General features: G+C 47.8%; 11 protein-coding genes, 1 tRNA gene, 3 rRNA genes and 1 pseudogene. 1 reads left to right on the top strand and 15 read right to left on the bottom strand.

Going from position 1 to position 22,904, the window contains the following annotated elements:
- Positions 1-22: 22 nt before the first annotated feature.
- The 9 genes from C0Q44_RS08940 to C0Q44_RS08900 all read right to left on the bottom strand — a co-directional run bounded on the left by C0Q44_RS08940 (position 23) and on the right by C0Q44_RS08900 (position 11,867).
- Entirely contained in the window at positions 23-2,485 is a 2,463-nt protein-coding gene (locus C0Q44_RS08940; RefSeq protein WP_105407662.1) for an ATP-dependent Clp protease ATP-binding subunit, read from the bottom strand.
- 184 nt (positions 2,486-2,669) lie between these two features.
- Positions 2,670-3,740, bottom strand: a complete 1,071-nt coding sequence (gene mcsB / locus C0Q44_RS08935; protein WP_105406941.1) for a protein-arginine kinase McsB — start codon at positions 3,738-3,740, stop codon at positions 2,670-2,672.
- Between the two features lie 29 nt (positions 3,741-3,769).
- The gene (gene mcsA, locus C0Q44_RS08930; protein WP_105406940.1) at positions 3,770-4,294 is read right to left on the bottom strand and encodes a protein-arginine kinase activator protein McsA; all 525 of its coding nucleotides are present in this window, start codon (positions 4,292-4,294) and stop codon (positions 3,770-3,772) included.
- Between the two features lie 31 nt (positions 4,295-4,325).
- A complete protein-coding gene (locus C0Q44_RS08925; protein WP_105406939.1) occupies positions 4,326-4,787 on the bottom strand; it encodes a CtsR family transcriptional regulator in 462 nt (153 codons plus the stop codon).
- Between the two features lie 496 nt (positions 4,788-5,283).
- The gene (locus C0Q44_RS08920; RefSeq protein ID WP_105407661.1) at positions 5,284-6,459 is read right to left on the bottom strand and encodes a GNAT family N-acetyltransferase; all 1,176 of its coding nucleotides are present in this window, start codon (positions 6,457-6,459) and stop codon (positions 5,284-5,286) included.
- A 183-nt stretch (positions 6,460-6,642) separates the two neighbouring features.
- Positions 6,643-6,759: ribosomal RNA gene (gene rrf / locus C0Q44_RS08915) — 5S ribosomal RNA — on the bottom strand.
- 143 nt (positions 6,760-6,902) lie between these two features.
- Positions 6,903-9,829: ribosomal RNA gene (locus C0Q44_RS08910) — 23S ribosomal RNA — on the bottom strand.
- Between the two features lie 253 nt (positions 9,830-10,082).
- A tRNA-Ala gene (locus C0Q44_RS08905) sits at positions 10,083-10,158 on the bottom strand.
- A 155-nt stretch (positions 10,159-10,313) separates the two neighbouring features.
- Positions 10,314-11,867, bottom strand: a 16S ribosomal RNA gene (locus C0Q44_RS08900).
- The 16S, 23S and 5S rRNA genes sit together here with 1 tRNA gene alongside, the layout of an rRNA operon.
- A gap of 757 nt (positions 11,868-12,624) precedes the next feature.
- Here C0Q44_RS08900 and C0Q44_RS08895 point away from each other — a divergent pair.
- Positions 12,625-13,992, top strand: a complete 1,368-nt coding sequence (locus C0Q44_RS08895; protein WP_105406938.1) for a molybdopterin-dependent oxidoreductase — start codon at positions 12,625-12,627, stop codon at positions 13,990-13,992.
- Positions 13,993-14,124: 132 nt separating this feature from the next.
- Here C0Q44_RS08895 and ligA read toward each other — a convergent pair whose 3' ends face one another.
- The 6 genes and pseudogenes from ligA to rfbB form a co-directional block, all read right to left on the bottom strand.
- Positions 14,125-16,143 carry an NAD-dependent DNA ligase LigA gene (ligA, locus tag C0Q44_RS08890; RefSeq protein ID WP_105406937.1) on the bottom strand — a complete coding sequence of 673 codons (2,019 nt, stop codon included), beginning with the start codon at positions 16,141-16,143 and terminating at the stop codon, positions 14,125-14,127.
- A gap of 75 nt (positions 16,144-16,218) precedes the next feature.
- Positions 16,219-18,578, bottom strand: a pseudogene (pcrA, locus tag C0Q44_RS08885) (DNA helicase PcrA).
- A 457-nt stretch (positions 18,579-19,035) separates the two neighbouring features.
- Positions 19,036-19,722: a heptaprenylglyceryl phosphate synthase gene (pcrB, locus tag C0Q44_RS08880; RefSeq protein ID WP_374955095.1), complete on the bottom strand. Its 687-nt coding sequence runs from the start codon at positions 19,720-19,722 to the stop codon at positions 19,036-19,038.
- Positions 19,723-19,911: 189 nt separating this feature from the next.
- The gene (locus C0Q44_RS08875) at positions 19,912-20,787 is read right to left on the bottom strand and encodes a phosphatidylinositol-specific phospholipase C/glycerophosphodiester phosphodiesterase family protein (RefSeq protein ID WP_105406935.1); all 876 of its coding nucleotides are present in this window, start codon (positions 20,785-20,787) and stop codon (positions 19,912-19,914) included.
- A gap of 194 nt (positions 20,788-20,981) precedes the next feature.
- Positions 20,982-21,863 carry a dTDP-4-dehydrorhamnose reductase gene (gene rfbD, locus C0Q44_RS08870; RefSeq protein ID WP_105406934.1) on the bottom strand — a complete coding sequence of 294 codons (882 nt, stop codon included), beginning with the start codon at positions 21,861-21,863 and terminating at the stop codon, positions 20,982-20,984.
- Entirely contained in the window at positions 21,860-22,885 is a 1,026-nt protein-coding gene (gene rfbB, locus C0Q44_RS08865) for a dTDP-glucose 4,6-dehydratase (RefSeq protein WP_105406933.1), read from the bottom strand. Before rfbB ends, rfbD begins: the two co-directional genes overlap by 4 nt.
- Positions 22,886-22,904 lie beyond the last annotated feature (19 nt).

Here is a 22,904-nt window from a genome sequence, read left to right as displayed (position 1 = left end):
ATGTGCCTAAGCTTGATGACTATTATTGGGTTTCAATTTCCTCATTGGAAGGAACAACTACGTCTTTTTTCGTTACAGACAGTGAACCGTTCTCTTCGTCAATGAGTAACGAATCTCCTTTGGTCACATTACCCGTAAGCAGTTCTTCAGACAATTTGTCCTCGATATGCTTCTGAATTGCCCGACGTAGCGGACGAGCACCGTAAGCCGGATCGAAGCCCGACTTGGCAAGGAAGGACTTGGCATTATCAGTAAGTTCGAAATCAACTTCGTGTTCGAGCAGTCGTTTACGAAGTTCTTCACTCATCAGCGTAACAATTTCAGCGATGTGTTTTTCATCAAGTGAATGGAACACGATAATTTCATCAATCCGGTTAAGGAACTCTGGACGGAAGCTTTTCTTCAGCTCATCCATCACTTTCCCCTTCATGTTGTCATAATCTGCTCCTGCATCTATAACTGCAGTGAAGCCCAGTGTGGAGTTACGTTTGATCGCTTCTGCACCCACGTTCGATGTCAGAATGATCAGCGTATTGCGGAAGTCAACGACGCGACCTTTGGAATCCGTCAGACGACCATCCTCAAGAACTTGCAACAAGATATTGAATACTTCCGGATGTGCTTTCTCGATCTCATCGAGCAGGACTACGGAGTATGGTTTGCGACGAACTTTCTCTGTCAGCTGACCACCTTCTTCGTATCCAACATATCCTGGAGGAGCTCCGACAAGTCGGGAAGTCGAATGCTTCTCACCATACTCGGACATATCGATTCGGATAACTGCATTTTCATCACCAAACATCGCTTCAGCAAGAGCACGAGCCAACTCCGTTTTACCTACTCCCGTAGGGCCGAGGAAAATGAATGAACCCATCGGACGTTTCGGATCTTTAAGTCCAGCACGAGCACGGCGAACCGCACGGCTGACAGACTTCACTGCCTCATCCTGACCGATGACACGTTCATGTAGAATAGACTCCAGATTCATCAGACGTTGTGTCTCTTCTTCTTTCAGTTGGTTCACAGGGATTCCCGTCCAGCTGGCTACCACTTGTGCGATATCTTCAGGCGTTACCTCGGAATCCGTACGGCCTTGTTTTTCTTTCCATTGATTCTTCGTTACATCCAGCTCTTCACGGATTTTTTGTTCCGTATCACGCAAAGCTGCTGCTTTTTCGAACTCCTGGCTTTGAACCGCTGCGTCTTTTTCTTTACGAATATCTTCCAGACGGCTCTCCAATTGTTTGAGGTTTGGTGGGATCGTATAAGAGTTCAATCTTACTTTGGAGCCCGCTTCATCAATCAAGTCGATCGCTTTGTCTGGGAGGAAACGGTCCGTAATATAACGGTCAGACAGTTTGACAGCCTGCACAATTGCTCCATCCGTAATTTTCACGCGGTGATGCGCCTCGTAACGATCACGCAAGCCGTGCAAGATTTGAATGGCTTCTTCCGGAGAAGGCTGATCTACAGTAATCGGTTGGAAACGACGCTCCAGTGCAGCATCTTTCTCAATATATTTACGGTATTCATCCAGTGTTGTTGCACCGATACATTGCAGTTCTCCACGGGCCAGAGAGGGTTTCAGAATGTTGGAAGCATCGATGGCACCTTCAGCCCCGCCGGCACCAATTAGGGTATGCAATTCGTCGATAAACAGAACAATGTTACCAGCTTGGCGAATTTCATCCATAATTTTTTTCAGCCGATCTTCGAACTCACCACGATACTTCGTTCCGGCTACAACGGAACCCATATCCAGGGTCATGACACGTTTGTCACGCAATGTCTCTGGAATTTCGTTAGCAATAATTTTTTGTGCAAGGCCTTCAGCGATCGCTGTTTTACCTACACCAGGTTCACCAATCAATACCGGGTTGTTCTTGGTACGACGGCTCAACACCTGAATAACACGTTCAATTTCTTTGCTACGCCCAATAACTGGGTCCAGATTATTCTCTCTGGCATAAGCCGTGAGATCACGCGCTAGACTGTCCAGTGTTGGCGTACTGACATTGGCAGGTGTTCCATTATGGCTGGATACAGCTTCACTGCTACCAAGCAATTGCAGCACTTGCTGACGCGCTTTGTTCAGGCTAATACCCAGGTTGTTTAGCACTCGTGCCGCAACACCCTCGCCTTCACGAATCAATCCAAGCAAGATATGCTCTGTGCCTACATAAGTGTGGCCCAATTTACGAGCTTCATCCATAGACAGTTCAATTACTTTTTTCGCACGTGGCGTATATGCAATGTTGGTAGGTTGCTCCTGGCCACGGCCAATCAGCGTTTCTACTTCATCCTGAATTTTTTCCAATCCGAGTCCCAGGCCGATCAGTGCTTTGGCTGCAATGCCTTCGCCTTCACGAATGAGGCCGAGCAGAATATGCTCAGTACCGATGTTATTATGACCGAGACGGACAGCTTCTTCCTGTGCGAGTGCGAGCACCTTTTGGGCCCGTTCCGTAAATCTTCCAAACATCATATCTCCTGCACCTCCATGGTTTTGGATAAAACGAGGGTAATCTAATGTACCCGTCGTATTCTTCATATCATTTTTGTTTGCAGCCGTGCTGCGAATAAAATCATTCGGCATGAAATACATGCCATATTATATAAAAGCCGCAATGCGGCATGAAACCATACTTCAGTAAATTTATCAGGCTAAACTAGGACTGCTTCGCTGCGTTGATCGTATCACGAATCAACTGAGCACGATAGATGTCACGCTCATCTGTACGCATATCTTCCCCGAATGTTTTCTGCAAAAATCCCGGCTGAGTCATCACATTCAACTCATTCATCACCGTGATGGACAGACCATCCAACAAGCCGAGATCTACGCCAAGGCGTATATCCGATAAGCGCTGTGCAGCTTCCTTTGAATCCACAATGGCCGCATGAGACAATATGCCGTAAGAACGCATGACACGATCCGTAATCCGAAGTTTGGAGTCAGTAATTAACCGTTCTCTGGCTGTACGCTCATGACCAATCATCTGTAATACAACACCATGCAGATTCTCGATGACTTCTTGTTCAGTCTGTCCCAATGTAATCTGGTTCGAGATCTGGAACAAGTTACCCATTGCTTCGCTGCCTTCACCGTAAATCCCTCTTACTGTCAATCCCACTTGGGAAACTGCAGCTAGAATGCGGCCAATCTGCTGAGTCATCACCAGGGCAGGCAGGTGCATCATAACAGATGCTCTGACACCTGTGCCTACATTGGTAGGACAGCTGGTTAAGTATCCTCTGCGATCATCAAAGGCATAATCCACGTGCGCTTCAAATGCATCATCTATTGCGGAAGCTTTCTCCCAGGCTTCTTTCACCTGGAACCCCGGATAGAGACACTGGATACGAAGATGATCCTCTTCATTAATCATAATACTGACAGACTCATCCTCGCTGAGAATAACCGCACCATTTCTGGATTCATTCGCAAGACTTGGACTGATGAGATGTTTCTCCACCAGCACCCGTTTGTCGAGTTCGTCAATATCGATTAGATCCAACGCATGAAAATCCCCAAAGGCATGAACGTCATCGTATTGAAGTACTTCGCTCAGCTTATTCAGCACCTCTTCCGATTGCTCATTGGAAGCCAGCATCGGAAACGGAACATGCTGAAGGTTGCGTGCGATCCGAACACGGCTGCTAATAACGATTTCTGAATCAGCCGCATCACTGCGCATCCAATCGCTGAGCGCCTTCTCTGTAAAACGCAGATTAGGCATTACGCATCCCTCCTACTCATGACAAGACTTTACTCCTGAGCCATTCCTTTTTCAAGTTCCCTGATCTGATCACGGATCTGAGCCGCCTCTTCAAATTCCTCTTGGGCAATGCTCTCCTGAAGGTTACGCTTCAGATCGGCAATTTGCCGTTTCACCTTAATGCGACCACCAGCTCGTGCAGGCACTTTGCCTACATGAAACGTACTGCCATGAACCCGTTTGAACAATGGATCAAGGCGACTGTCGAAATATTTATAACAGGAACTGCAACCGAATCGGCCTATTTTGCTGAATTGTGAGTAAGTCATACCACAATCTTCACACTGAAGCGCTTTTGCAGGTGGTGTTCCTGCAGCCCCACCTTTGCCGGCTGGATCAAAATCGAGTAACCCTGACAACAGGTTGTGAATGGAAAATCCATTGGATGTTCCGGGGATCATCTCCCCTTTTTCACGGGCACATGTCTCACAAATATGGAATTCCGTCTTCTCTCCATTCACGATTTTTGTGAAATGAAGTGTAGCCGGACGTGTATTGCATTCTTGGCACAGCATATTGATGTACCTCCTTTGACCCCGATAGTTTTCATTTACCGAGCAAAGATATTAACATCGCCTTCAACATTCTGGCACGAATTTGATCCCGGTAAGGAAGTTTGACCAATATAACCTCTCTAGATACAGCAGCTCGCATCAACCCGGCTTCCCTCTTGCTCAAGAAACGTGCTTCTTCCAGTTGGTAGATCAGACCTTCGGCAGCTGTCTGCCCGATCTCATCACCAATACTATGGTGCAAGTGATTATGCAGAGCTGATTGGGCCGGCAATTCAATCCGCTGTAACCGAACATAGCCACCACCGCCGCGTTTACTCTCTACCAGGTATCCCTTCTCGAGGGTAAACCGGGTGCTGATGACATAATTGATCTGGGAAGGTACACATGAAAATTGATCTGCCAGATCATTACGCTGAATTTCAACCATTCCTTCGGGACTTTCATGCAAAATACTCTTCAGATATCGTTCGATAATATCAGAGATATTACGCATCCAATCATCCTCCACTGTCTGAAACGTTAAGTCAATAAGGACCCACACGCCCCACAGAGTACACCTTCTCTACCCATTTAACCAATCAGGGAAACAGCGAATCTTGCTTCCACAGGCGTTAGCAGGAGAGCAAAGGAAGCACGAAGGTCCTTTAATATTCCCTTTTTTCTCCGATGAAATGAATCCTATAATGGCTCTCATCCATCAGAATGTAGAAAGAAAGTTACTTAAGTATTAAACCTTTAGTTGACTTTGACTTTCTTTGACTTTGTATACATTATAGCATATTTTGTGGGTTTGCCAAGTGGGGTCACTATTCATTTTTTACGATTTTACACGAAATATTCCCCAGATACAAAAAAACCTCTCCAAAATAGCTGGAAAAGTCCATTTGTCTTACGATAACACCGTATTTCTATATATACCTGTGTGGGTTCAATATCAATGTTTAGACCTTATTCCAAGTAAATAAGTCAAAGAGTAGAGGAAATGTTCATCAGAAGAAATCAAGCAAATAGGTTTCTCGTTCAGGGATTGCTCGTTCAAGCGCCTTAATTGCTGGAGTCGGTCCTTGAATTCTTCCGATCTGTGCCATTTCCGTTGGTCTTCGATACCCCATCATCACGGTTGTGAGGGCTTGAATATCTACCTTAATGGTCTGATCTTCAGAAGCCGGTTCGGATGTTTTCCAGATGGAGGCGGTTCCATTCATCGCTACGTTTAACTGCCACACCCCTTCGTTCCAGGGAGCGTGCGCATCCTCTACCTGAAGCAGAATCTGTAAAGGAGAGTCTTGGCTTGCAAATGGATACTGCGATATAAACTGCTCTACACTAACGATACGTGCCATGAAGTAAGGTACAATCTCTTGCTGAATTCGTGGATTATCCAGCTGAAAAGCCAGCGTATCACTAGCAGGTGCCCGCAATGTCACTTCATCAATCATGGAATCATGATTGGCAATAAAGGTCCACAACCCTTGTCTGGCTTCTTCATTCAGATGTATGATTTCATCAATTGCAAATTTGCGTTCCTTCACTTCATATAGCACATATCCCTGAGCTTTCCCAGCTTTATCATAATATACGGCCTTCTGCCTTGTCCCTTCAGTAAGTACCGAGTTCTCCCATCTCGCATCATCCCGTACCAAACTTCCGTTGTAGCGCTCTGCGTAGGCATTGTATACTTCTTTTAATATACCGAGACCTGGGTCACCGCGCCGAATGCTTCCAGGTGTTGCTTTCTTCGTAGGAAGATGAGCTGTCGGAACTTTATATCGTTTGAATTCTACATAAGTCTCCCATCCATACTTCCGATAGAAACCAAAAGAGAATGGATGCAAGAACGATACACTTTGTTTATTACGGTTCATTTCCTCCAGCGCATGCTTCAGCAGACCCGCTACCCAGCCTTTGCGTCTATACTCTGGCCAGGTGGCTACACCGGCTACACCGCCCATCTCGAACGATCTACCATGAATATAGGTTTGGAAAGGAATAATGTGGAGTTTCGCTCCCAGCTGTCCTTCCTCATAGACACCCCATATATCCTGTGAAGAAAACTGACTCCGTCGCTTTTCTTTTTGTTCTTCACTCATTACAACTTGAAAAGCATATTCGGAGAGTGCCATCGCTGGTTCAAAATCATTTAACGTCAATTTCTGAATTTCCATCTCACCCTGCACCCCGTTCTCTAGAATGTTGAGATCATTTTTAAATGATTGGTCTGATACACAATCTATGTATCCACTATGAGTGTGTCAGAGGATTCCCACAAAGTCAAATAAGAGATGCCTTGGCATCCCCTAAATAAACAAATAAAAACCACCACCGAATAACATCGGCAGTGGTTCTTCGCTTGGCGGCGTCCTACTCTCCCAGGACCCTGCGGTCCAAGTACCATCGGCGCTAGAGGGCTTAACGGTCGTGTTCGGGATGGGTACGTGTGGAACCCCTCCGCTATCGCCACCAAACGTGATTTGTCGAAGCATAGCTTCTTGAAATCAAATATGGAACTGAAAATCATACACACGTTCTGTGATGTACCGATTTTCATTTCAGAGATCATTCTCTGAAAACTAGATTCGAAACGAAATTTGCGATTTATCACTTGCAATTGGATAAGCCCTCGACCGATTAGTACTGGTCAGCTCCATGCATTGCTGCACTTCCACCCCCAGCCTATCTACCTCGTCGTCTTCAAGGGGTCTTACATACTGGGAAATCTCATCTTGAGGGGGGCTTCACGCTTAGATGCTTTCAGCGTTTATCCCTTCCGTACATAGCTACCCAGCGGTGCTCCTGGCGGAACAACTGGTACACCAGCGGTACGTCCATCCCGGTCCTCTCGTACTAAGGACAGCTCCTCTCAAATTTCCTACGCCCACGACAGATAGGGACCGAACTGTCTCACGACGTTCTGAACCCAGCTCGCGTACCGCTTTAATGGGCGAACAGCCCAACCCTTGGGACCTACTTCAGCCCCAGGATGCGATGAGCCGACATCGAGGTGCCAAACCTCCCCGTCGATGTGGACTCTTGGGGGAGATAAGCCTGTTATCCCCAGGGTAGCTTTTATCCGTTGAGCGATGGCCCTTCCATGCGGTACCACCGGATCACTAAGCCCGACTTTCGTCCCTGCTCGACTTGTAGGTCTCGCAGTCAAGCTCCCTTATGCCTTTGCACTCTTCGAATGATTTCCAACCATTCTGAGGGAACCTTTGGGCGCCTCCGTTACTCTTTAGGAGGCGACCGCCCCAGTCAAACTGCCCACCTGACACTGTCCCCGCACCGGATTACGGTACCAGGTTAGAACCTAGATACGATCAGGGTGGTATCCCAACGTTGCCTCCACGCAAGCTGGCGCTCACGTTTCAAAGGCTCCCACCTATCCTGTACAGATCGTACCCAAATTCAATATCAAGCTGCAGTAAAGCTCCATGGGGTCTTTCCGTCTTGTCGCGGGTAACCTGCATCTTCACAGGTATTAAAATTTCACCGGATCTCTCGTTGAGACAGCGCCCAAGTCGTTACGCCATTCGTGCGGGTCAGAATTTACCTGACAAGGAATTTCGCTACCTTAGGACCGTTATAGTTACGGCCGCCGTTTACTGGGGCTTCGGTTCACAGCTTCGGATTGCTCCTAACCACTCCCCTTAACCTTCCAGCACCGGGCAGGCGTCAGCCCGTATACTTCGCCTTACGGCTTCGCACAGACCTGTGTTTTTGCTAAACAGTCGCTTGGGCCTTTTCACTGCGGCCCCCTCGTGCTATTCACACTACCGGGGCACCCCTTCTCCCGAAGTTACGGGGTCATTTTGCCGAGTTCCTTAACGAGAGTTCTTCCGCGCGCCTTAGAATACTCTTCTCGCCTACCTGTGTCGGTTTGCGGTACGGGCACCATCACCTGGCTAGAGGCTTTTCTTGGCAGTGTGAGATCATGACCTTCGCTACTATAATTTTCGCTCCCCATCACAGCTCAGCCTTAGTAATGTGCGGATTTGCCTACACATCAGCCTTACTGCTTAGACGGACATCCATCAGTCCGCGTCACTACCCTACTGCGTCCCCCCATTGCTCATAACGGCTTACGGTGGTACAGGAATTTCGACCTGTTGTCCTTCGACTACGCCTTTCGGCCTCGCCTTAGGTCCCGACTTACCCTGAGCGGACGAGCCTTCCTCAGGAACCCTTAGGCTTTCGGCGGACAAGATTCTCACTTGTCTTTTCGTTACTCATACCGGCATTCTCACTTGTATAATGTCCAGCGCTCCTTACGGTACACCTTCAACCCTTATACAACGCTCCCCTACCCCTGATGCACTGCATCAAGCCATAGCTTCGGTGGCGTGTTTAGCCCCGTTACATTTTCGGCGCAGAGTCACTCGACCAGTGAGCTATTACGCACTCTTTCAATGGTGGCTGCTTCTAAGCCAACATCCTGGTTGTCTGTGCAACTCCACATCCTTTCCCACTTAACACACACTTGGGGACCTTAGCTGATGGTCTGGGCTGTTTCCCTTTTGACAATGGATCTTAGCACTCACTGTCTGACTCCCGGAAGTAAGTCTATGGCATTCGGAGTTTGACTGAGCTTGGTAACCCTTGCGGGCCCCGCACCCAATCAGTGCTCTACCTCCACGACTCTGTTTTCCGAGGCTAGCCCTAAAGCTATTTCGGGGAGAACCAGCTATCTCCGAGTTCGATTGGAATTTCTCCGCTACCCCCACCTCATCCCCGCATTTTTCAACATGCGTGGGTTCGGGCCTCCAGTGCGTGTTACCGCACCTTCACCCTGGACAGGGGTAGATCACCCGGTTTCGGGTCTACGTCCACGTACTATATCGCCCTATTCAGACTCGCTTTCGCTGCGGCTCCGGCTCTTCACCTTAACCTTGCACGGGAACGTAACTCGCCGGTTCATTCTACAAAAGGCACGCCATCACCCCTAAAACGGGCTCTGACTTTTTGTAAGCACACGGTTTCAGGTTCTATTTCACTCCCCTTCCGGGGTGCTTTTCACCTTTCCCTCACGGTACTGCTTCACTATCGGTCGCTAGGAAGTATTTAGCCTTGGCAGATGGTCCTGCCGGATTCATACGGGGTTTCACGTGCCCCGCACTACTCGGGATCCGTCTCGGAGAGAACAGACTTTCAACTACAGGGCTTTTACCTTCTTTGGCGGGCCTTTCCAGACCTCTTCGCTTAATCGGTTCCTTTGTAACTCCATGTGAGACGTCCCACAACCCCAAAGAGCAAGCTCTCTGGTTTGGGCTTCTCCGCGTTCGCTCGCCGCTACTGACGGAATCACTATTGTTTTCTCTTCCTCAGGGTACTTAGATGTTTCAGTTCCCCTGGTATGCCTCTGCATAACCTATGTATTCAGTTATGAGTAACTGGAAATTACCCCAGCTGGGTTTCCCCATTCGGACACCCCCGGATCAAAGCTTGCTTACAGCTCCCCGAGGCAGTTTCGTTGTTCGCCACGTCCTTCATCGGCTCCTAGCGCCTAGGCATCCTCCGTGTGCTCTTAGTAGCTTAACCATATCGCTCGTGTTCGAGCTGTCGCTCCGCTTGTTTTGGACTGCGTCCAAAGCCAAAAGTCGCTCCATTTCGATCACTCGCTCATGCAATCTACCTTATAAACACTTCACTTGTTTACACAAGATCAGCTAGGATGATTGTTGATCGGTTACTTGAACCGAACAACAATCATCCCTTAAAGGAATGTTCTAATTCGCAAAATTTCGTTTCGATATCTAGTTTTCAAAGAACAAGACAAATAGACAGAATTGTTTGGTGGAGCCAAGCGGGATCGAACCGCTGACCTCCTGCTTGCAAGGCAGGCGCTCTCCCAGCTGAGCTATGGCCCCTCAAATTCCATCAAAACTGAACAAATGGATAAGTAACTAATTTGTGCTCTTCATTTCAACTAACACATGAAGTGATAAATCGAAATGAATCGCTATGCAGGTTCTAAAGAACCTGCTTATTTGAATGTTTCCACTCGGGAAACGATTCTCCATAGAAAGGAGGTGATCCAGCCGCACCTTCCGATACGGCTACCTTGTTACGACTTCACCCCAATCATCTATCCCACCTTCGGCGGCTGGCTCCTTGCGGTTACCCCACCGACTTCGGGTGTTATAAACTCTCGTGGTGTGACGGGCGGTGTGTACAAGACCCGGGAACGTATTCACCGCGGCATGCTGATCCGCGATTACTAGCAATTCCGACTTCATGCAGGCGAGTTGCAGCCTGCAATCCGAACTGAGACCAGCTTTGTTGGGATTGGCTCCATCTCGCGATTTCGCAGCCCGTTGTACTGGCCATTGTAGTACGTGTGTAGCCCAGGTCATAAGGGGCATGATGATTTGACGTCATCCCCACCTTCCTCCGGTTTGTCACCGGCAGTCTATCTAGAGTGCCCACCATGATGTGCTGGCAACTAAATATAAGGGTTGCGCTCGTTGCGGGACTTAACCCAACATCTCACGACACGAGCTGACGACAACCATGCACCACCTGTCTCCTCTGTCCCGAAGGAAAGATACATCTCTGCATCGATCAGAGGGATGTCAAGACCTGGTAAGGTTCTTCGCGTTGCTTCGAATTAAACCACATACTCCACTGCTTGTGCGGGTCCCCGTCAATTCCTTTGAGTTTCAGTCTTGCGACCGTACTCCCCAGGCGGAGTGCTTAATGTGTTAACTTCGGCACCAAGGGTATCGAAACCCCTAACACCTAGCACTCATCGTTTACGGCGTGGACTACCAGGGTATCTAATCCTGTTTGCTCCCCACGCTTTCGCGCCTCAGCGTCAGTTACAGCCCAGAGAGTCGCCTTCGCCACTGGTGTTCCTCCACATATCTACGCATTTCACCGCTACACGTGGAATTCCACTCTCCTCTTCTGCACTCAAGTCACCCAGTTTCCAGTGCGATCCGGGGTTGAGCCCCGGGATTAAACACCAGACTTAAATGACCGCCTGCGCGCGCTTTACGCCCAATAATTCCGGACAACGCTTGCCCCCTACGTATTACCGCGGCTGCTGGCACGTAGTTAGCCGGGGCTTTCTTCTCAGGTACCGTCACCTTGAGAGCAGTTACTCTCCCAAGCGTTCTTCCCTGGCAACAGAGCTTTACGATCCGAAAACCTTCATCACTCACGCGGCATTGCTCCGTCAGGCTTTCGCCCATTGCGGAAGATTCCCTACTGCTGCCTCCCGTAGGAGTCTGGGCCGTGTCTCAGTCCCAGTGTGGCCGATCACCCTCTCAGGTCGGCTACGCATCGTCGCCTTGGTGAGCCATTACCTCACCAACTAGCTAATGCGCCGCAGGCCCATCCCCAAGTGACAGATTGCTCCGTCTTTCCAGTTCTCTTCAGGTGAAGAAAAAAATTATTCGGTATTAGCTACCGTTTCCGGTAGTTGTCCCAAACTTGAGGGCAGGTTGCCTACGTGTTACTCACCCGTCCGCCGCTAAGTATCAAGGAAGCAAGCTTCCTATCAACTCCGCTCGACTTGCATGTATTAGGCATGCCGCCAGCGTTCGTCCTGAGCCAGGATCAAACTCTCCAATAAAAGATGAATTTCAGTAGCATGGTTAGACGCTATAAAAATCATCTCAAGTATTTGAAAAGAGCGATATGCTCATTTTGAATCTGACGATTCATTGTAAATCATAAGTTACTATCCATTTGTTCAGTTTTCAAGGAACTTGTATGTCTGTTTTTGTTGATGAATGTCAACCAGACAGGAAATTTATCTTATCATGTTAACTAACTAACTGTCAACATTTTTTTCATCACCGTTCAAATGATTACGACAATCATTCGTTCGAGGCGACAAGAAATAATATATCATGTTGTTATTTATATAGCAAGCACTTTTAATATATAACCTGGAAATAGTAATATTCTTCACTAACTACACCTAGACTGATCCCCTATCCGACACGTTATGTGATGCACGATTGGAACATACTGTAGTTGGTGCTTTATTATTATAGAGGCAGATCATTCCTTCCTAATCACTCCCTTTTCTATGCATATACAGGAGAGCTAACACTCTGTTTAGCCAGAGGTTTCTTCATTATAACAAGCGTTACCTCCTATCGGTTTGATGAAAGTGATCCAAAAACTCTATAATACGTGTATATAGTTGTAGGGATAGGGATTTGTGATTCAAGTTTACCTGCTCTATAAATAGCCAACAATCTCTAGGCTGTCATCCCGCGTGAACCTTCACTCAAATAATGCACTCCATTTACTGTCTGGGTCTTACATATCAAGGATTAAAATAAACTCAATACTCACTAACCTGGATGGGGTGATCGAACTTGAAACAATGGTTGAATAATATCCGCAAAGGATACGGTAAAAAACTGGTATCCATCCATGCGTGGAATGCCTGGATTGTTGTAATTCTCGCGATCTCGGGTCTTATGTTGGTTGGTGGCTTCTGGCGTGAGATTCTTGGAATCGGACGTGTATGGTTAAAATGGCTACATATTTTCGTTGGGTTAGCTATGCTGGCACCCGTGGTGTACTACTTGATTTTGGCCGGCAAGCACTGGAAGCAACTTCGTAACAGACCTTGGCAGAGGGCAAACACCATTATCGTTCTTGCGTTGCTGATGGGCTGGCTTCTCTCGGGTATTGTGTTATGGCAATTCAAACTTGCTGGGCCACGTTGGTCGAATGCTGCACTCCTGATTCATGACCTGCTGACCTGGGTGGGTTTGCCTTATATCATATACCACTCGATTACGCGCACCAAATGGTTAAAGGACCCTGCACGCCGGGCAGTGAAATTCGAAGCAATTTCATCTCGAACGCCCAATGCAATGGATTCACCTGTCACAACATCGGATGAAAACACTACAGTGACGGCTATATCTGCTCCTGAGCTCAGTCGCAGTTCCAAAGAGTCTCCGATCAAACCAATGGAGAAGCCCCAACCGGTATACACACGGCGAGCTTTTATCCGTTCTGCTGTGGGCATTGGCCTTGCTGTAACTATCGGTCCTACATTCGTATCCTGGGTGGGACGAAATCTCAAGATAGATAACAGTATCGACAGTATGTTGGAGAACGACCCTAACCGGATGGTCCCTTTGCCACAACCGTTATCTGCCTCATCACCTCCAATTGGGGGAGGGGCCGAAGGTCATTTTCGCGTATATACGGTTACGCCTATCCCTTCCTTTTCCAACGATAACTGGTCTTTCCGGATTGACGGATTGGTTGAGCGGGCACAGGTATGGAACTGGGAACAGTTCGTAAAGCTCACGCGTAGTGTACAGGTCAGTGATTTTCATTGTGTGACTGGTTGGTCCGTCTATAAGAATACCTGGGAAGGTATTTCTCTTAAACAGCTCTTGAAACAGGCCGGGGTAAAACCGGGAGCACATAGTGTAAAGTTTTATTCCGGAGATGGTGTGTATACGGATGCCATCACGATGGATCAGGCTCAGATGGATGATATTATGGTCGCTGTCATGCACGATGGCAAACCCATCCCCGCAGATCTGGGCGGTCCGGTGCGACTCGTCATTCCTCAGATGTATGCTTATAAATCAGTGAAATGGTTGAATCGTATTGAACTCATCGAAAGCGAACATATTGGTTACTGGGAAGAGCGCGGATACGACAAGGATGCTTGGCTCACAGGCGCATCTCAGCGTTTCCCTGATATCAGTGGATGAGGATTGACTCAGGTAGGTTGAACACCATTTATTGTGAAAAATAAATACGAATAAATAGAAAAGCCCCCGATCACGTATTCGTGTCCTCGGGGTTTTCTTATTAGTAACACCACACTAATTAAGGCAAAGCAATTAATCTTGCGTATTCAACAAACGTACAAGTTCGTCCTCATCCTCAATCGTAGGAATGCCGAGATCATGGGCTTTGGCCAATTTGCTGCCTGCCTTCTCTCCGGCAATAACCAGATCTGTCTTTTTCGATACACTGCCTGTCACCTTCGCTCCAAGCGATTCTAATCGTTGCGTCGCCTCTTCACGTGTAAGTTGATGCAGGGTACCGGTCAGGACAACCGTTTTGCCACTGAAGAAGGAATCCTCCACAACAACAACCGGTGCCTCAGGTGCTTGAGCCTTCACACCCAGATTCAGCATTTTCTCAATCGCAGCCTGGGTAAATGGATCGGCAAAGAAGGTCACGATACTCTCAGCCACAATGCCCCCGACGTCTGGTAGTTCAACCAGTTCTTCTACGGTTGCATTCATAATGGCGTGCAGATCACGGTAATGATCGGCTAGCATACGTGTGGTGGATTTACCTGTGTTCGGAATACCCAGTGAGTATAAGAACGAAGCCAGGTCACGATCTTTACTGAGCTCCAGCGCAGCGAGAAGGTTGTTTGCTTTCTTTTCGCCAAACCGCTCCAGCTTCACCAGATCATCAAATTGCAACGTATACAAGTCCGCTGGCTCACGCACATTCAATTCATCGTACAGCTGAATCGCTGTTTTCTCACTGAACGTTTCAATGTCCATGGCATCACGGGAGGCAAAATGGGAAATACGGGCTACCGTCTGCGGTTTACAAGCCAGTCTGTTGTTACAGAACAGATGTGCTCCGCGCTGCTCGAGTGGGAAGCCGCATGCAGGACACTGCTCAGGGAACACAATCTCTTCACCATCGTTTTCTTCCGTCACCTTGCCCAGAATTTCAGGAATAACGTCATTGGAGCGACGGATAAAGACGTGTGCGCCCAAGGCGAACTTCAGATTCTTGCGTTCGATATCGCCGACATTGTTCAAGGTGCAGTTCTGTACGGTTACTCCGGCAAGTTCAACAGGCTCTACCCGCGCAAGGGGAGTCACTTTGCCGGTACGGCCCACATTCCAGACTACTTCGTTGAGCACAGTCGTCGTCTCTTCTGCCTCAAATTTATAGGCGACCGCCCAGCGAGGGAATTTGTCGGTGTAACCCAGCACCTCGCGGGTGCGCATGTCCGTGATCTTGATAACAGCTCCATCAATCAGATAGTCCAGTTGACCCCGGTTCTCCTGAATGGCAGCCAGTTGCTCCATCACATCCTCAAACTCATGGAAGTAGGTAATGGATGGATTCACTTTGAAACGATTCTCGCGCAGGAAGTCCATCATCTGCTGATGATCAGCAAACTGAATGTCATCCGAATACCCTACGTTATAAAAATAAGCATTCAACTTCCGCTCGGCAGTCGCTTTCGGGTTCAGGTTGCGCAGTGCTCCTGCTGCTGCATTACGAGCATTCTTGAGCGGGTCTGCTGCTGTCTCATTATATCGATTCAGGACAGACAGATTCATGATGCCTTCGCCCTGTACTTCAATTGTGCCGCCGATATACGGAATCTTGAGCGGAACAGATCTGATTGTTCTAACCTGTGCCAGAATCCCTTCACCCACTGTACCGTTACCACGCGTAGAAGCCTGAACCAGTTCACCGTTGGTATACGTCAGATTGAGCGTCAATCCATCAAATTTCAGCTCAATGACATAGCCAGGTTCCGGTAACGGTGTATCCGGATTTTTAGTGTTATAGTCATTAATCAGTTTCAGTACACGGGTATTCCAGTTACGCAGTTGCTCTATATTCTGAGCTTTGTCCAGACTCCATAATGAGGATAAATGACGATGCGGAGTAAAACCCTTGAGCAGTTCGCCACCTACACGCTGTGTCGGGGAATCCGGCAGAACCATGCCGCTCTCCTGTTCCAGCGTAACCAGTTCATCGTATAGAATGTCATACTCCTTATCACTGATCTGTGGTTGATCCATCGTGTAATACTGATAATTATGCTGATTCAGCTCGGTAACGAGTTGCTCCATCCGGTGCATCGGGTCCATACAGGGCCATCCCTCCGTTAATTTCATCTATATATGTAGAACGAACATCAGGCAAACCAACGTTCGTTCAAAAAATTATTCTACTTTCGTAATAGGGGCGAATCCGGCGAGCAGACGTTTCACACCAACCGGAGCCGGGAAGGCAATCTGCAGTTCGGTATCATCACCGGTACCTTTTACCGCAACAATTGTACCTATCCCCCACTTGCCATGCTGTACTTTGTCTCCTGCGTTGAAGCCTACTTCACTATTGGAAGCTGCGGGCTTTGCGGCAGATGATGGCGTAGCATATGTTGGGCGAGAGACACTTGTGGTCACACGGGAAGTTGGTGTAGATGCGGTAGCAGATGAACCACTCTTGCTTTGGTGATCGAAGAGCTTGGTGCCACCACTACCTCCAAAGTTGCTTCCCCCACTGGAGCCAAGTCCACGGCCACCATATGAACCTCCTGCGCTACTGCCACGGCGGTAACGATCACGAGCAATAGAGGTGTCTTCTTTAAGCTCATCCGGAATTTCATCCAGGAAGCGGGAAGGCGGGTTCGCTGTTGTACGTCCAAACAACGTCCGCATCTGGGCACACGACAGGAATAATTGCTCTTCCGCACGGGTAATCCCTACATAAGCAAGTCGGCGTTCTTCCTCCAACTCTTCGTTGTCCATAAAGGCCCGGCTATGCGGGAAGACACCTTCCTCCATACCCACAATAAAGACAACCGGGAACTCCAGCCCCTTGGCACTGTGCATCGTCATCAGGGTAACGGCATCGCTCTGATCTTCTTCGTCATCGTTCATGCTGTCGATATCTGCAATCAATGCGAGATCGGTGAGGAACGAAATGAGCGTTTTGTCTTCATTATTTTTCTCAAATTCCATCGTTACCGATAGGAACTCATCAATGTTCTCTAGCCGTGCACGAGATTCGAGTGTATTTTCATTTTGCATCTCAAGGCGATATTGACTCATCTCAAGGATTTTCTCGGTAAGTTCGGTTACCGACAGATACTCCACCATCTGGTGCAGCGCAGCGATCATATCATAGAACTCCACCAGCGCATTTCGTGTACGGCCTGCAAATCCAAGATCGTCCACAACCTGAAGCACTCGGAAAATAGAAATTCCACGCTCTCCTGCCGCAGCCGCGAGCTTCGCTACCGTTGTATCACCAATGCTTCGTTTAGGCACATTAATAATCCGGGTGAGGCTGATATCATCGTCGGGGTTAGATAACACGCGTAGATATGCCAGAATGTCCTTGATCTCTTTACGATCATAGAACTTGATGCCGCCGACAATCTGATACGGAATATCAGACTTGATCAGAATTTCCTCTATAACCCGGGACTGGGCGTTGGTACGATACAAAATAGCATGGTTCTGATAGGATTTGCCGTTCTTCACATTTTTACTAATCTCAGAGGTTACAAAGTACCCCTCATCATGTTCGGAATCGGCACGGTACACCTTGATTTTCGAACCACCCTCTTTGTCCGTCCACAGTTTCTTAGGTTTACGCCCTGTATTCAGGCCGATCACTTCATTCGCTGCATTCAGGATATTGGAAGTAGAACGATAGTTCTGCTCCAGCAGAATCGTACTCGCTTCAGGGTAGTCTTTCTCGAAATTCAGGATGTTGCTGATATCTGCTCCACGCCAGCGATAGATGGATTGGTCACTATCCCCTACAACGCAGATGCGGTGATGACTATCCGCGAGCATGTTACACAGCATGTACTGTGCACGGTTCGTATCCTGATATTCATCGACATGAATGTACTGGAATTTCTTTTGGTAAAAGTCGAGGACTTCCGGCACTTCCTTGAACAGTTGAATAGTCTGCATAATGAGATCGTCAAAGTCGAGAGAGTTATTGGCTCTTAACCGTCTCTGGTACATCGTATATACCTTCGCCACAATACCCTCAAAATAGTCGCCTGCTTGCTTCTCATATTGCTCTGGACTAATCAATTCATTCTTGGCCGTGCTCATCATGGACTGAACTGCTTTCGGTTCAAACTTTTTGGTATCGATATTCTGATCCTTCATACAGCTACGAATGACCGATAATTGGTCCGATGAGTCCAGAATGCTAAAGTTGGAGGTGAATCCGATCCGTTCGATGTCACGGCGTAGAATACGTACGCACATGGAGTGGAATGTAGATACCCAAATGTCGCGGCCTTGGGGCCACCAACGAGTTGGGATACCCGGTCCTGCATCTCCCGAGCGGCTTTGTTCGTAAAAGTAATCGCTAGAATTCCCCACGGAGGTGCTTTCCGTGTTGCAATAAGGTAGGCAATCCGGTGTGTCAGCACCCGGGTCTTGCCCGAGCCCGCCCCGGCCATAATCAGCAGCGGACCATCCGTCGCCTCGACGGCTTGCCGTTGAGGGGTGTTAAGCCGTGCTACGGCATCATGTATATTTACAGGTTGCATGCATGCATGCTCCTTTCGTTGGTTGGTTGGTATAACTGATCTATCCATTACACTTGGACTTCGATTACAGCAGCATCTTCCGATCGTCGTTATCCCCAGATTTTTTGATTCCCTTTATCCAAGGGGAAATCCGGTGATAAATACGAGCACTTCGTTTCTTCAGATTGCTTCTGCACTCTCCGTTTCTGTGTAAACATAGTTCTCTATACGAATGGCTTAGTAAATGGTGAAAATCCGTGAATAAAGGCGAACGCTCCGCTTCTCCAGCTTATTTCTGCCCTCTTCATTCTCGTGTGAAAATTAGTTTGACTTATATTTAAGGGTAGTAAAATACAAGAGAGAACACTTCGTTTCTGTGTAAACACAACTCTTGTATACCAATCGCTTAATTAGTAAGGGCAAAGTTCTATTTTAACAGATCATGAGGGATAAATGGGGGAATGGTAAACTAAACCGATTAAACGGATGGCTTGACAGCTTGTACCGTCTCCAGTGCCCTCTGCAAATCGCTGTACACTATGTTTCCCACAACGACCGTGTCTGCCACCTTGGAAGCTTGCTCTGCTTTCTCCAGGGTGTCAATTCCGCCGCCATAGATAAGATGCGCTCGCTCCAGTTGTCTGTGTGTGTCACCAACCAGCTCCATATCTCCAAAAGTACCGCTGTACTCCACATATACTATGGGCAGATTGAGCAGGCGTTCCGCAGCCTGAGCATATGCAGCCACAGCCTCAGTGGTCAGTTCCGTATCAGCTCCGGTCATTCGGGCTACCGTAGAGTCAGCATTGAGCACAATATAACCTTCGGCAATCAGCAGGTCCCATGGGATGAGATAACCGTAGCGCTCTATAGCTTGCTGGTGATGTCCAATCATCCACTTGCTATCGGTTGCATTCAGGACAAGCGGGATCAGATATCCGTCAAATCCGGGCACAACCGCCTCCAGATCAGATACTTCAAGCACACAGGGCAATTCATAGCGACGAACACGGGACATCAGGTCTACCGTATTATCATAGGTAATTCCGGAAGAGCCGCCAACGATAATCGAATCGGTTCCCGACATGCAGATCAAGTCGAGTGCGTCATCCGTTATTTCCCTGTCCGGGTCGAGCTTAAATACATGTCTCCACTGCTTGATCATGTCTATCAACGAACATTCCTCCAGAGGTTCTTCTGCATCCTAAAAAGCTTGTAAACTCAGTCTAAGTCAGCAGACAGTAGGTGTCAATGTTCGTATAAAAGGGGAACATAAAATCACAGACATTTCCCTGTTCTGGTGTGGAAATGCCTGTGATTTGGATTACGATGTGACCCATAAAAGAACAACAACTTATGGTTTCCAGGCAAACCGGGTGTTCATCTCATCCAGTTCCTGTTCAGTTAACACGTCAGAGTATACGCCGTATACGCCCCATTTCTCATAGTTAGCGACCTGCTCGGTGTCATTGATAGTATGCACATAGGTGACAGCGCCTGCACTGTTCAGCCTGGCAACAAAGTTCTGGTTCACTTTATATTCCGGCATGGTTACGGCATCCACATCATTATTTTGCACAAATTCAACAACCTGATCTTCCGAATCCTGTGTGGCATATAAGGTATAGATTATAGAAGGGAACGCATACACTTCTTTCACTGTTTCAAGCATGGGTTCGTTATAAATCTGCACAACAACCCGATCCAGAATGGTAGGGTCATATTTCCTGGCTGCATTCACCAATGATTTCAGTACCTGCTGAATATCCTCATCCTTCTGTTCTTTGGTGTCGGTTACGATATACATATCCGGATACTTGGACAATACATCCATAATGCCATCGGCATCCATGGGTTGATACATACCCAGAATCGGTGTATTCATGAATTCATCATGTGTCAGCGCCTCGGCTTGTTTATCCTCCGGAAGCTCCTCGTCCTGCCCGAGCATTTTGCTCATATTGGCAGTCCATTCATGGCGGGCTACAGCTACACGATCGGAGGTCAACATAAAGTCGATCTCAAATACACGTGTTCCTTTCTCATAATTGGCAATCATTGCTTCATAGGCGTTCGTATAGGGTTGATCACGGATACTGCCCATCGCATGGGCAATCAGCCGATAAGCCGTGAAATCGTCGCGTTGTTCCTCACTCTGACTGTCATAGGCAAAAAAGAGTGTGCCCACGGTAACGATAAGTAGTGTCAAAACGGCGGCAATGCGTTTCATATGGTGTTCACATCCTTAGGTGGGTTAATAGGGAATGAGCAGGTTACATTTATAGTAATGAGGAGGGTCGTGTGTTTACCTTATTTGATAGCTAACTACCCTAATTGAAGAGATATAAAACAAAAACAGCCGCCTGGAGGCAGCTGTTAATTGATGGATTGGTGTAATAATGAATTGTTAATCATAAGCCTGATTCAATTCCCTTGCTTCACACTCAACTCGTTTAGGAAAGCGATTAATGCCTCTCGCCAAGGTCTCATGGGCTTCAATCCGTTCGTCCGGATTGCCAGTTGATCCATAACCGAGTAAGCAGGACGAGGGGCGGGACGAGGGAATTGATCGGTTGTACAAGGTATAAGTTCAGCTGGTTGCTTGAACCTGCCTTGCTTAACGGCTTCTTCGCCAATCGCTTGTGCAAACTCATACCACGTGCAGATTCCCGAATTGGATACATGGTAGATTCCATATTTTTCAGTTAAGGAGAGGGTGTATACAAGCTGTGCTAGATCTACCGTGTAGGTGGGGGAACCTTGTTGATCATGAACGACTTGCAGTTGTGGGCGCTTCTCCAGAAGTTCCAGCATGGTTTGGACAAAATTACTACCATGTACGCCAAACACCCAAGAGGTTCGTACAATGAACCATCGTGTACACAGACTCTGAACCAGCCGTTCCCCAACAAGCTTGGACTTGCCATATACACTCTGGGGATTCGTTACATCGTACTCCTGGTAAGGTCTGCTCCCTCTCCCGTCAAATACGTAATCAGTACTGATATACACCAGCTTCGCTCCCACACGCTCTGCTGCAACCGCAATATTTCTGGTGCCTGATGCATTAACTGTGTATGCCGTATCCTCATCCACTTCAGCCTGATCAACCGCCGTGTAAGCCGCGCAGTGTACAATAAGGTGGGGTTGGAACGTGGCTATCAACTCTGTGCATTGCTGTTGATCGGTAATGTCCATCTGATCCCTGTCACAGGCTAATATCTGATGCCCCTCTGCCTGAAAGCTTTTCACCACATCATGCCCCAGCTGTCCAGCCGCCCCAGTCACCATAACTCTATAACTCATTGGGATGAATCACCCAGCCGCTCACCATACTGTTGCTGAACATAGTCCTGGTATGTGCCCGATTGGATTCTCGCCATCCAGTCCTGATGCTTCAGATACCACTGAATGGTCTCCTGAATCCCTGTCTCAAAGTTGTACGACGGTTGCCAGCCGAGCTCTGTACGTATCTTGGTAGGGTCGATACCATAACGCCGATCATGTCCCAACCGGTCCTGTACATATTGAATCAAACTCGCTGGCTTGCCCAATTGCTCCAGAACAGTCTGCACAATATATATATTGGTACGTTCATTATTGCCACCAATGTTGTATACCTCTCCCGATTGTCCATTATGGATGACCAGATCAATCGCACTACAGTGATCTTCGACGTACAGCCAGTCACGAATATTGAGCCCGTCACCATATACAGGGATAGCATCATCATTCAGTGCACGGGATATAATTAGCGGAATCAGTTTCTCCGGGAACTGCAAAGGTCCGTAGTTGTTCGAGCAGCGTGTAATGTTAACAGGAAGTCCAAACGTTTCATGATAGGCTCTTACAAGCAAATCTCCGCCAGCTTTACTCGCAGAGTAAGGGCTATTGGGCATCAAAGGTGTAGCTTCAGTAAATAAACCTGTTGCACCAAGGGAGCCATACACCTCATCTGTCGATACCTGAACGAATTTGGTAACTTGAACTTTTTTCGCCGCATCTAGCAGCACCTGCGTTCCAAGCACATTGGTACGGACAAATATATCCGGAGACAGAATACTGCGATCCACATGAGATTCAGCAGCGAAATTCACAACCACATCGATGCCTTGAGAGAAAACAGCTTCCATCTGCTGTACATCTGCAATATCGGCTTTGACAAATGTATATCTCGGGTCGGACTCTACCGTTTGCAAGTTCTCCAGATTCCCTGCATACGTTAAGGCATCGACGTTGATAATTTCAACATTCGGATGTTCACGAAGCATATATAACACAAAGTTGCTGCCAATGAAGCCAGCCCCACCTGTAACCAGTAATTTCATGCTGTCTCTCTCCCTCTGC

The organism is Paenibacillus sp. PCH8, from assembly GCF_002968835.1.
Lineage (GTDB): Bacteria > Bacillota > Bacilli > Paenibacillales > Paenibacillaceae > Paenibacillus.
This window is presented reverse-complemented; position numbering and strand designations above follow the sequence as displayed.